Origin of the sequence: Protofrankia sp. Cas8 (genome assembly GCF_963555845.1) — a bacterium.
Classification (GTDB): Bacteria; Actinomycetota; Actinomycetes; order Frankiales; family Frankiaceae; genus Protofrankia.
Genome location: NZ_CAUVXI010000040.1, coordinates 20,471 through 31,592 on the forward strand (window position 1 = coordinate 20,471; position 11,122 = coordinate 31,592).

11 protein-coding genes and 1 pseudogene are annotated in these 11,122 nt (G+C 66.7%); 9 read left to right on the top strand and 3 right to left on the bottom strand.

Features of this window, described 5'->3' with window-relative positions; translation table 11 throughout:
• Both dnaN and dnaA read right to left on the bottom strand, forming a co-directional pair.
• Positions 1-1,158 (bottom strand): DNA polymerase III subunit beta, encoded by a 1,158-nt coding sequence (dnaN, locus tag U9977_RS08740; RefSeq protein ID WP_322748693.1) that lies wholly within the window; start codon positions 1,156-1,158, stop codon positions 1-3.
• A gap of 704 nt (positions 1,159-1,862) precedes the next feature.
• On the bottom strand, positions 1,863-3,323 hold the full coding sequence (gene dnaA, locus U9977_RS08745; protein ID WP_322748694.1) for a chromosomal replication initiator protein DnaA: 1,461 nt from the start codon (positions 3,321-3,323) through the stop codon (positions 1,863-1,865).
• Between the two features lie 314 nt (positions 3,324-3,637).
• Between dnaA and rpmH the strand changes: the two genes are divergently transcribed.
• The 5 genes from rpmH to U9977_RS08770 all read left to right on the top strand — a co-directional run bounded on the left by rpmH (position 3,638) and on the right by U9977_RS08770 (position 6,859).
• Positions 3,638-3,775: a 50S ribosomal protein L34 gene (rpmH, locus tag U9977_RS08750; protein ID WP_013871596.1), complete on the top strand. Its 138-nt coding sequence runs from the start codon at positions 3,638-3,640 to the stop codon at positions 3,773-3,775.
• Between the two features lie 30 nt (positions 3,776-3,805).
• Positions 3,806-4,258 carry a ribonuclease P protein component gene (gene rnpA / locus U9977_RS08755; RefSeq protein ID WP_322748695.1) on the top strand — a complete coding sequence of 151 codons (453 nt, stop codon included), beginning with the start codon at positions 3,806-3,808 and terminating at the stop codon, positions 4,256-4,258.
• 113 nt (positions 4,259-4,371) lie between these two features.
• The gene (yidD, locus tag U9977_RS08760; protein ID WP_322748696.1) at positions 4,372-4,755 is read left to right on the top strand and encodes a membrane protein insertion efficiency factor YidD; all 384 of its coding nucleotides are present in this window, start codon (positions 4,372-4,374) and stop codon (positions 4,753-4,755) included.
• A gap of 12 nt (positions 4,756-4,767) precedes the next feature.
• The gene (yidC, locus tag U9977_RS08765) at positions 4,768-6,195 is read left to right on the top strand and encodes a membrane protein insertase YidC (protein ID WP_322748697.1); all 1,428 of its coding nucleotides are present in this window, start codon (positions 4,768-4,770) and stop codon (positions 6,193-6,195) included.
• A gap of 91 nt (positions 6,196-6,286) precedes the next feature.
• The gene (locus U9977_RS08770) at positions 6,287-6,859 is read left to right on the top strand and encodes a protein jag (protein ID WP_322748698.1); all 573 of its coding nucleotides are present in this window, start codon (positions 6,287-6,289) and stop codon (positions 6,857-6,859) included.
• Between the two features lie 177 nt (positions 6,860-7,036).
• Here U9977_RS08770 and U9977_RS08775 read toward each other — a convergent pair.
• Positions 7,037-7,387: pseudogene (locus U9977_RS08775) on the bottom strand (cation:dicarboxylate symporter family transporter); the annotation flags it as partial.
• 81 nt (positions 7,388-7,468) lie between these two features.
• Between U9977_RS08775 and U9977_RS08780 the strand changes: the two are divergent.
• The 4 genes from U9977_RS08780 to U9977_RS08795 all read left to right on the top strand — a co-directional run bounded on the left by U9977_RS08780 (position 7,469) and on the right by U9977_RS08795 (position 10,898).
• Positions 7,469-8,212, top strand: a complete 744-nt coding sequence (locus tag U9977_RS08780) for a response regulator (protein WP_322748700.1) — start codon at positions 7,469-7,471, stop codon at positions 8,210-8,212.
• A 25-nt stretch (positions 8,213-8,237) separates the two neighbouring features.
• On the top strand, positions 8,238-8,975 hold the full coding sequence (rsmG, locus tag U9977_RS08785; RefSeq protein ID WP_322748701.1) for a 16S rRNA (guanine(527)-N(7))-methyltransferase RsmG: 738 nt from the start codon (positions 8,238-8,240) through the stop codon (positions 8,973-8,975).
• Positions 8,976-9,045: 70 nt separating this feature from the next.
• A complete protein-coding gene (locus tag U9977_RS08790) occupies positions 9,046-9,933 on the top strand; it encodes a ParA family protein (protein WP_322748703.1) in 888 nt (295 codons plus the stop codon).
• On the top strand, positions 9,930-10,898 hold the full coding sequence (locus tag U9977_RS08795) for a ParB/RepB/Spo0J family partition protein (protein ID WP_322748702.1): 969 nt from the start codon (positions 9,930-9,932) through the stop codon (positions 10,896-10,898). Before U9977_RS08790 ends, U9977_RS08795 begins: the two co-directional genes overlap by 4 nt.
• The last annotated feature ends 224 nt before the right edge of the window (positions 10,899-11,122 follow it).

Genomic DNA, 11,122 nt, shown 5'->3' on the forward strand with positions numbered 1-11,122 from the left:
TCACCCGGACAGCCGGATCGGCATGAGCAGGTAGCGGTAGTCGGGGACCTCACCGTCGTCGGGTGCCTTGCCGGTGAGGATCGCGGGCTTTTTGGCGGCCTCATCCGCATCGTCAGCGCTCGCGAAACCGATGTACACCACGTCGGACTCCACCGCGTTCAGACCGTCGAGCAGGTACGTCGGGTTGAACGCGATGGACAGGTCCGGTCCGTCGTAGCCGATCGGCAACGTCTCCCGGGCCTGCGCCTCGCCGCCGGCGCCGGCCTCGAGGACCAGGTGCTCGGCAGAGAAGCTCAACTGGACCGGAGCGGTACGTGCGGCAACCAGCGCGACGCGTTTCACAGCTTCGGCGAACGGAGAGATCTCAATCTGCGCGGTCAGCGGTGAGCTGTCGGGCAACAACCGCTGATAGGGCGGGAAGGAACCGTCCACCAAGCGGGTCGTGGTCTGCCGGTCACCACCGGTAAACCCGGCGAGGGCCTCCCCGGACGGACCCGATCCGAGCGCGATCGCGACCTCCGCCCCGGAGCCCGACAACGCCTTGGCGGTATCGCTCAGAGTACGCGCCGGCACCATCGCAACACCCTCGACGTCAACCGCGGTGGGACGCCACTTCATCTTGCGAACGGCCAGCCGGTAACGGTCCGTAGCGGCCAAGATGAGCATCTCACCGTTGATCTCGAGGCGGACGCCGGTGAGCACCGGCAGCGTGTCGTCCTTGCCCGCGGCCACCGCGACCTGGGACACCGCCCCGGCAAACGCGGCTCCCTCAATGTGGCCGGTCGCCGCCGGCATCGGTGGCAATGTCGGGTAGTCATCAACCGACATGGTCGGAAGGGTGAACCGTGCGTTACCACAGGTGAGCACCACGCGCGCGCCGTCGGTCGCCAACTCGACCGGTGCCGAGGGAAGAGCTCGGGTGATCTCGGCGAGGAGCTTGCCGGACACCAACGCCCGGCCCTCTTCGGAGATCGTTGCCGTCACCCCGCACTGCGCTGCCACCTCGTAGTCGAAGGCCGAGACCTTCAGTGATGGACCGGTCGCATCCAGCATAAGCCCAGCAAGGACCTGAAGCTGTGAGGTCGCACGGGTCGGCAACGTGCGCGCCGTCCACGCCACGGCATCGGTGAAGTCGTCCCGTTCAACCCGGAACTTCATGATTCGCCCTTCTGGATGGTGCTGTTCGCCTGCGCTGAGGCGTTCCAGCATCGCAGGCGTCCGCACCGGGCGCGCTACGGGGCTGGGGCAGGGCCGCAGCGCGCCCGGAGCGGGGCCGGGGCACGCACTTCGCTCCCCAGTCCTGCTCCTTGATCCAAGCTTTTGGTGCTGGGCGCTCATCGAAAACAGGGAGTGACCCGACCATGATCAGAATTTGGTTGTCCCCAGGCCCAACCAGCCTTGGATGTCTTCCTTGAAGAAGGATCTAGTTCGTCGTGACAGTAGGCGCGGTGGATACTGGGGATAACCAAGGCCATTGCCAGCTCACGAAGCTGATCCGACCGTGCGGATGCTGTGGGTACCGCTGTGTGAAGGCCCTGTGGATTTCCACCGGCGGTCCGGTTGTCCCCAGAGGCTCCCCCGTCGTACAGAGTCCGTCCACTGTTTGTGCACAGTTTCTGCACAGTCTGTCCCCGGCTACGCAGTGTTTTGAATCGATCTTCGACGCGGTTTGCGCCCACACGGGAAGAGCCGGAAACCGGCGCGCCGAAGCCAGGCCGCCGTTCCCGGATTCCACAGGGTTTTCCACAAGCTGTGCACAAGACTCCACCGGCACACCGAGGTCGACGTGACCGTATTTGGGTGGCTTCTACCCCGGATTCGTCTCGTTCATGCCCGTCAGGCCGTTCATGTCTGCGTGTCTGTCATGCCTGTCGTGTCTGAGCCCGGATCCGGTTCGTCAGCTCGGTGACCTGGTTGTAGATCGCGCGGCGTTCGGCCATGAGCCCGCGGATCTTCCGGTCGGCGTGCATCACCGTGGTGTGGTCGCGTCCGCCGAAATGCTGGCCGATCTTCGGCAGCGACAGGTCGGTCAGTTCTCTGCACAGGTACATCGCGATCTGGCGGGCGGTGACCAGGACCCGGCTGCGGGATGTGCCGCACAGGTCCTCCATGGACACACCGAAGTACGTCGCGGTCGCGTTCATGATCGCAGCGGCCGTGATCTCGGGGTCGGCCGCATCCGGGATGAGGTCGCGTAGGACGATTTCGGCCAGGGTCCGGTCGACGTGCGACTTGTTCAGGCTTGCGAACGCCGCGACCCGAATCAACGCGCCCTCCAGCTCGCGGATGTTGCGCTCGATGTGCGTGGCGATGTACTCCAGCACGTCGCCGGGGACGGGCAGTCGCTCGGTCGCGGCCTTCTTCGACAGGATCGCGATCCTGGTCTCCAGATCCGGCGGGGTGACGTCGGTGATCAGACCCCACTCGAACCGGCTGCGCAGCCGGTCCTCCAACGCGGACAGCTGCTTGGGGGACCGGTCGGAGGAGATGACGATCTGCTTCTCGGTGTCGTGCAGGACGTTGAAGGTGTGGAAGAACTCCTCCTGCGTCCGTTCCTTGTTCTCCAGGAACTGGATGTCATCGACGAGCAGCACGTCGGCGTCGCGGTAGCGACGTTGGAACGCCTGCTGGCGGTCATCCCGGATGGAGTTGATGAAGTCGTTCGTGAACTCCTCCGAGCTCACGTACTTCACTCGTGACTCCGGGTACAGCTTCAGAGTGTAATGACCGATCGCGTGGAGCAGGTGCGTCTTACCGAGCCCCGAGTCGCCATAAATAAACAGAGGATTGTACGCCTTGGCCGGTGCCTCGGCGACGGCCACCGCCGCCGCGTGTGGGAACCGGTTGCTGTCGCCGATGACGAACGTCTCGAAGACGTACCGGGGGTTCAGCCGCGCCGGTTCGTATGACCGGGGTGCCGGGTCGCGGCCGAGCCCCGGGGTGATCCGGGCGGCAGGGACTGCGGTGGCCGTCGGCTCCGGCAGCGCGATCGGCCCGGTCATCGGCTCCGGGTCGGGCAGGTGCTCGACGGTGACCGCGACGCGGATTTCTCGTCCATAGGCTGTGGACAAAGCTGTGGACAGAAACGATCGGAGGCGTGAGTCGAGCAGGTCCTTGGTGAACTCGTTCGGCGCGGCGAGCAGCGCTGTGTCCTGGACGAGGCCGAGCGGACGGGTCAGTCGCAGCCAGGCCCGCTGCTGCGCCGACAGGGTGCCGTCCGCGACGCCGGCGACAGCCTGCCCCCACACGGCGGACAGGTCCGGTTCGCCGGCAGACACCCGGCCTGACATCCCGGCGAATGGGTCGGCGCTAAGGTCGGTCACGAGCGAGGCTCCTCCGGACGGTCGAACGGTCGAACGGTCGGGGCGGTCAGCTGTCGGCGTGCCCCACCGAGGGGATAGTTCTCCACATGGTCGTCCACAAGCTGTGTACGACCATGACACCCCACCCGGCATGGTGCCCCGCCGGCGCCCCGGTCGGCGGCGATCGCGACCCGTCCCGCTCGAGTGGCGTGAGACTTGATAGTCTCAGGCATCGAGTTGTGGCGACCGTGCGCTGTTCGGTGTGTTCCGGCGTGTCCCGCGTTACCACTGCCGTCCTCGTTTGTCCTTTGCCCGTCCGGCGTCCGGAGTCTTCTGTGAGCAAGCGCACCTTCCAGCCGAACAATCGCCGGCGTGCCAAGACGCACGGGTTCCGGCTTCGGATGCGGACCCGCGCCGGTCGCGCGGTGCTCTCGGCCCGTCGCCGTAAGGGTCGTAGCGAGTTGTCCGCCTGAGATTCATCGCGCCGCGATCTCTCCCGCGTCATGCTGCCCGTTCGGAACCGTGTCCGGACCAGGGCCGAGCATGCCCAGGTCGGTCGCGGTGGAGGCCGGATCCGCAGCGGTCCGCTTGTTGTCCACAGCCTGACTGTGGACAACAAGCCTGAAGGCAGCGACCTCGTGGACGACGCCGACGCAGCGACCGCCCTGCCTCCGCCACGCGTGGGGTTTGTCGTGAGCCGCAAGGTAGGCAATGCCGTCGTCCGCAACCGGGTCCGCCGGAGACTGCGTGAGCAGGTACGTGCCCGACTCGATCACGTTCCGGCTGGGACGTTGATGATCGTTCGTGCCTTACCGGACAGTGCCACCGCATCCTCAGATGAGCTGGGGCGCGCCCTCGACCGGGCGTTGCGTGAGAGATCATCCCGCGGCCGGTCCGGTAACGGGTCCAGGCTGGGCGACGGGATTGCCAAAACCCTCGACCGGCATCGTCGATGAACATCGGTGACTGCGTTCTGCTTACAGTCGGTCTACTCGCAGTGTTCGACCTGACTGTGGCAAGCCACGTTGCCGCGAGGGCCGCGCCGAGGCTGTGTCGTGGCCCCGGCGGCATGGTGCGCAGTCCCCTCGCGTGGGCGCTGCGTACCATGATCGGACTCTATCGGGCCGCCTGGTCCGTGCGCAGCGCCGGCGTCTGCCGCTTCGAGCCGTCCTGTAGCGCGTATGGGCTTGAGGCGGTGCGCAGTTACGGCGGGGTCCGGGGCGGCCTGCTGGCTGCCCGCCGGCTGCTGCGCTGCCAGCCGTTGTCGGCCGGAGGTTATGACCCGGTTCCGACGCGTGACCCGGCCCCGACGCGTGACCCCAAGCACCCGCACAAGCCGACCGCGTCCCGCCGTGGCACGAGGGTCAGCCGTGGCACGAGGGTCTTGATGGCCAAAGGGCGCGCGACGATCGTCGGATCGCGCGCCCGGAGGCCGCAGTCCCTGGAGCACTAAGGAGACAGGCCAGTGTTGAATCCCCTCTACCATCTCGCGGCACACGCGATCGTCTTCTTCCACGGTGGCTTCGGGCTGATCTTCGGTCAGGGCAGCTTCTTCGCGTGGTCGTTTTCTGTCGTCCTGCTGGTGATCTGTGTCCGCATTCTGATCTTTCCCCTGTTCGTCAGGCAGGTGAAGTCGCAGCGGACGATGCAGCTGATGCAACCCAAGATCAAGGAGATCCGGGAGAAGCACGGGCACGACAAGCAGAAGATGAACGCCGAGATCATGGCGTTGCAGAAGGAGCACGGCAACCCGCTGCTGGGCTGTTTGCCGATCGTGCTGCAGATCCCGTTGTTCATCGCGCTGTTCCACGTCTTCAGCCACCTCCAACCCGTTGAGGGGAAGAACGGGCTGGAATGGGTGGCGCGAGTGGGGTTGACCGCTCACCAGGTGCAGCAGATCGCCGAGGCCAAACTGCTCGGCGTCTCGCTGTCGACGTCCTTCACCTCGTCGTCGAGCTTCCTGGAGTTCGTCCGCGCCGACGGGACGAACGTCAAGATTTTTGCCGTCGTCCTGATCCTGCTCATGGGCATGACCACGTTCCTGACCCAGAAGCAGATCATGGCGCGCACCGGGACAACGGACTCGCAGCAGGCCATGGTGCAGAAGGTGCTGCTCTACGGCTCGCCGATCATGCTGGCGGTGTTCGGTTTCCGCTTCCCGATCGCTGTCCTGCTCTACTGGCTCACCACCAACCTGTGGAGCATGGGCCAGCAGTTCTTCGTCATCAAGAGGATGCCGCCGGTGCTGGCACAGACCGCGACCGGACGCGTACCCGGGGCCCGGGTGGAGGCTGGTAGCGCTGCGAAGGGCAAGACCCTTGAGCCGCCGGCGCGTCCCGCACCCGGTGCCCGGCCGGTGCCCGGCGCTCGGCCCGCGGCGAAGGCCAAGAGCCGTTCCAAGCCCGCCGTGGATGCTCCGACCACGGAATCGTCCGCGACCGCCGTCAGTAAGGCCGTGAACAAGTCCACCGGCAAGGCTCCGCCCGGGACCCGTTCGCCTGGCAATCCCGGCAGTAAGGCGCGGCCGGCGACGGCGGCGGGAAACGGGTCCGGCGCTGCGTCCGGCAACGGGACTGGCGGCACCATGGCCGGTAACGGGACTGGCGGCACCATGGCCGGTAACGGGACTGGCGGCAACACGGTTGGTAACTGGGCTGGCGACAACGTGGCTGGTAACGGGACTGGCGGTAGTGCGGCCGGCAAGGTCCAGCCGGCTCCGGCTCCAGTACCGGAAAACGGCGCAGTCCAGGACAACAGGACGGCATCCGAAGGCGAGCCCAAGACCCGTGCGGCAGGTACACCCGGGGTGCCGGCTGGAGCGCGACGCCCATCCGGAGGCTCCCGTCCCGCCAAGCGGCGCGGGAAAGGCGGGCGGCCCGGGGGGCGGCGGTGATCGGTTTCCATAGCCGTCACAGTCGTGCCCGTCGCAGGCGTGCCCGCCAGATCCCCGACAGCAGATGTCCATCCTCGAAGGAGCTGTTCTGATGACCGGTTCGGCACCTGACCTGGCCGCCGACATCGCCGCGGTTGCCGCGGTTGCCGAGGTCGGCGGCCCGTCCATGGCCGCTGACACGCCGACGAACGGCCGGCGGCGCATCGCCGATCTGGAACAGGAAGGCGAGATCGCAGCGGACTATCTGGAGGCTCTGCTCGACATCGTCGACATGGACGGCGACCTCGACCTCGATGTGGAGGGAGAGCGAGCCGTCGTGGCCGTCGTCGGGGACGGCCTGGACCTGCTCGTGGGCACCCGAGGGGAGACGCTGGAGGCGTTGCAGGAGCTCACCCGGCTCGCGGTCCTTCAGAAGACCGGCGTTCGCAGCCGGCTGATGTTGGACGTCGGTGGTCACCGTGCCCGGCGGCGTGCCGAGCTGCGGGAGCTTGCCGCGGCAGTCGCCGCGCGGGTGAAGACCGGTGGCCGGCCGGAGAAGTTGAAGCCGATGACGCCGTTCGAACGCAAGGTCGTCCACGACCTCATAGCGACGATCGACGGTGTGGTCAGTGAGTCCGAAGGGGAGGACCCCCAGCGCCGGGTGGTCATTCTCCCTACGGACTGACCTCGTTCCTGCTTGCCTGACTGTCTGCCGTGATCCACAGAACACGGCAGACAGGGGGTGTATTGCGTTCGTGCTACACCAGGTCCGGTCGGGCTGACACGGCGTACACCGATGCGGCGGACGACGCCACCGCCGGGGTCAACGGGCGGGTACCCGCGGTGTGACCGCGATACGGGCCAGCGCGGCCAGCATCAGGTAGATGCAGGTGCCGTCAAGGTTGAACGAGTACCCGGTCGGTACGGTGAGCCCGACGATCTGGCGCGGTGCGCCGGCGTGTTCGAGCTTGCGCATGAGCTGCGGCAAGAACGACTCGGATGATGACGTGCCAAGGACGATCAGTAGTTCGTCCTTGAGGTAGCGCAGGAGTTTCAGCATGTTTATCCCGCACGCCGCGGCGATGACGCCGAGTATGACGATCACAAAAAATGCCGATGTTCCGTAGAAGATCATGATCAGCTTTCCGAGGCTCTTCAGCGTATGTAGTCCGTACTTGCCGGTAGTGAAGGCGATTGCGCCGAAGGCGCCGACCACGCTGTTGGGCACAAGGTCGGTGAGGTAGTGATCCCAGCCCGAGGCGGCGTTCGCGTCCTGGTGGTGGAGGACGACCCGTTGATTGCTGAAGCACATCAAACCTACGTCGAGCGGATGCCGGGTTTCGCTGTCGTAGGTGTGGTCGACTGCGGTGGCGAGGCGTTACGGCTCGTTGCACAGACCCCGGTCGACCTGGTGCTGCTCGACTTCTATCTACCGGACATGGGCGGTCTGGACGTCTGCCGCGCGCTGCGCGGGCACGGGGCGCCGGTCGATGTCATCGCTGTCACATCCGCCGGCGATCGTGCGGTGGTGCGGACAGCCGTTGCCTACGGCGTGGTCCAGTATCTACTCAAGCCGGTCAGCTTCGCGACCTTCCGGGAGCGGCTCGAGCGCTACGCCGACTACCGGCGCCAGATCTCCGGGACGGGCGTACAGCCCGAACCTGGGGGTGTGGCCCAGCATGACGTCGACCGGGCGCTGGCCGCGCTGCGGGAGCCGACTCCCGCCGAGGCGCCGCAGGGCTTGTCCGCGGCAACACACGACGTGGTGATCGGCCAGCTTCGGGCCGCTGGTGGTCCGCTGTCCGCGGTGGACGTCGCTGACGGCGCCGGTATCTCCCGTGTCACGGCCAGGCGCTATCTTGAGCACCTCGTCGGCCAGCACTCGTCGGCCAGCACTCGTCGGCCAGCACCTCGTCGGCCGGACGCAACGCTACGGAACCACCGGCCGGCCCGAGTTCCGCTATCGCTGGGCAGGCCGGTGAAGCAGGTGGCCGCACTTCCCGCGCCAGCCGATCCGGCCTTCCACGGAGCGTCCTGATTCGGGTAGCGAGGATGCTGGTCGCATGTTGCCTGTGTCCGGCCCCCCGGCCATCGCCCGTGGAGTGTTCGGGGATGGTTTTGACCTTGCCTGTGTGTATGCGGATCTTCTTGCCACGGTTGGCGTTGACCGCGGGCTGATAGGTCCCCGTGAGACCGACCGGCTCTGGGACCGTCACCTGTTGAACAGCGCCGTGGTCGAGGAGACCGTCGGGCCCGCCGCGACCGTCGTGGACGTGGGGAGCGGAGCCGGGCTGCCCGGTATCCCGCTCGCGCTCGTCCGTCCGGACCTGAGAGTCACCCTCCTCGAACCGATGCAACGCCGGTGCGTGTTTCTGCACGAAGTAGTGGCGAGGCTCGGACTTGAGGGGCGAGTCACGGTCATCCGGGGACGCGCGCCCGACATTGCCACTACCGTGGAAGGCCACAAGTTTGATGTTGCCGTGGCAAGGGCTCTCGCGTCCTTGGAGCGGTTGGGCGCGATGCTCGTGCCGATGCTGGAACCGGGCGGTGTCATGCTTGCACTGCGCGGTGCGCGCGTTGTCGAGGAATTGTCGGTCGCGCGAGGTGAGCTGGATGCCCAGGGCTGGCGCGAGGTGGACGTCGTGAAGTGCGGGGTCGGGCGGCTTTCGGAGCCGACCACCGTGCTGCGCGCCGTGTACACCGCATCTGAGCCTGGGCGCCGGCAGGGAAGCGGGAAAACGCGTGAAGCACGGCGAGGACGGGAGGCGCAGCGTGCACGTGGACACTCACGTTCCACGTGAAACAGCGTCGGGGGCAGGTAACACCTCCATAGGCGCGGGACGGGCAGTGCGTCAGCCGTCGGCCCGACCAATGGACTCTCATGATCCATCCACCCCTATCGGAGCGGCGGCAGCGGCGGCAGTGGAAGCCTTGACCATGGAACGACGACGGCCGTTTCCCCGGCCTACCCGACGGCGCATCATTACGGTGGCGAACCAGAAGGGTGGTGTCGGGAAGACCACCACGACGGTGAATCTTGCCGCGGCCCTGGCCATGCACGGGTGCCGGGTCCTGTGTATCGACCTGGACCCGCAGGGCAACGCATCAACTGCGCTCGGGGTTGACCACCGGTCCGGTGTTCCATCTATTTACGAGGTTCTTCTCGGGGATCGACCGCTCGACGAGGTCGTGGTGAAGTCCTCCGAATCCGAGGGTCTCTACTGCGCTCCGGCCACCATCGACCTTGCCGGTGCCGAGATCGAGCTGGTTTCGGTCGTAGCGCGGGAAACCCGCCTGCGTCGGGCGATCGCCGGACTCAAGCGGGACGTCGACTACATCATCGTGGACTGTCCACCAAGTCTCGGGCTTCTCACGGTCAATGCGCTGGTGGCGGCCAAGGAGCTTCTGATCCCCATCCAGTGCGAGTACTACGCGCTTGAGGGCCTCGGGCAGCTCCTGCGCAACGTCGAACTCGTGCAGGCCCACCTCAACCCGGATCTGCACCTGTCCACGATCATCCTGACTATGTACGACTCACGGACGCGACTTGCGGACCAGGTCGTCCACGAAGTCAAGGAGCACTTCGGGCCCCGTGTGCTGGGCACGACCATCCCGCGTAATGTGCGGATCGCCGAGGCGCCGAGCTACGGCCGGTCGGTTCTGACCTATGACCCTGCTTCGCGGGGATCACTGTCCTACCTGGCCGCCGCGCGCGAGCTTGCCGAGCGAGGCTTCGAGCCGAATGGGGTGGGCCTGTGACAGCACGCAGGGGTGGACTGGGGCGAGGGTTGGGAGCGTTGATCCCAACAGCGATGGACAGCGCTGACATCGGGATCGACAACGGCTTCGGACTGAGATCCGGGCCGGTACCGGTTCATGGCGCGACCTTCCGCGAGATCCCCGTCGACTCGGTCACGCCGAATCCGCGCCAGCCGCGGATGCACTTCGACGAGGAGACGCTTGAGGAGCTGGCCGCGAGCCTGCGTGAAGTCGGCCTGCTCCAGCCCATAGTCGTCCGCGAAATCATGCCCGGGCGCTACGAGCTGGTCATGGGGGAACGGCGCTGGCGGGCGTCCCGGCTCGCGGGCTTCAGCCAGATCCCCGCGATCGTGCGGGACACCACCGACGACGCCATGCTCCGGGACGCGCTGCTGGAGAACCTCCACCGCCAGCAGCTCAACCCCCTTGAGGAGGCAGCCGCATACGAGCAGCTCCTGCGCGACTTCGGCGCCACCCACGAGGAACTCGCCGGGAAACTCGGCCGTTCGCGATCCCATGTCACCAACATGATTCGGCTGCTGGGTCTCCCACCGGCCGTGCAACGTCGGGTGGCGGCTGGCGTGCTGTCCGCCGGCCATGCTCGGGCACTGCTGTCGCTGGGGGATTCTGATTCGCAGGACCGCCTCGCGACCCGGATCGTCGCCGAGGGTCTGTCCGTACGGGCCGTCGAGGAAATCGTGGCCATGGGCGAGGAGGGGCCGCGTAAGACGGCTCCCCGTGGGCCCCGGGTCATCGCTCCCGCACTCGGCAAGTTTGCCGCCCGCCTGTCCGACCGGTTCGACACCCGGGTGAAGGTCGACATGGGGCGCAGCAAAGGAAAGATCACTGTGGAATTCGGAAGCATCGAAGACCTGGAGCGGATCGTCGCGGTGATGACGGCCTCGCCGTCGCCGTCGGAGTCGGAGTCGGAGTCGGAATCGGGATCGGGATCTGCGACGGAATGAGCGGCCCCGAGCTGGTCGGGTGATCTCGGCTCGACAGGCTCCGGATCTGACTGTCGTTTTGGATCTTCTGTCCGGGTCGCCGCGCCGGCTGGCGTTGCTCAGGGGGCTCCGTCTGCCGTCGGGGCGGAACGAACAGCTCCCGCCAGCCTGCCGGGGCTTGCGGCGATCGAGCAGGCTGCGGCTGCCGGTGCCGCGCAGTCTCGTGTGCATCATGAGCGGACCAC

Excerpts from the sequence above, each read along its gene's own strand:
- dnaN (WP_322748693.1), bottom strand. The coding sequence starts at position 1,158 with ATGAAGTTCCGGGTTGAACGGGACGACTTCACCGATGCCGTGGCGTGG.
- rnpA (WP_322748695.1), top strand. The coding sequence starts at position 3,806 with ATGCTGCCCGTTCGGAACCGTGTCCGGACCAGGGCCGAGCATGCCCAG.
- yidD (WP_322748696.1), top strand. The coding sequence starts at position 4,372 with ATGGTGCGCAGTCCCCTCGCGTGGGCGCTGCGTACCATGATCGGACTC.
- U9977_RS08770 (WP_322748698.1), top strand. The coding sequence starts at position 6,287 with ATGACCGGTTCGGCACCTGACCTGGCCGCCGACATCGCCGCGGTTGCC.
- rsmG (WP_322748701.1), top strand. The coding sequence starts at position 8,238 with ATGTTGCCTGTGTCCGGCCCCCCGGCCATCGCCCGTGGAGTGTTCGGG.
- U9977_RS08790 (WP_322748703.1), top strand. The coding sequence starts at position 9,046 with ATGGACTCTCATGATCCATCCACCCCTATCGGAGCGGCGGCAGCGGCG.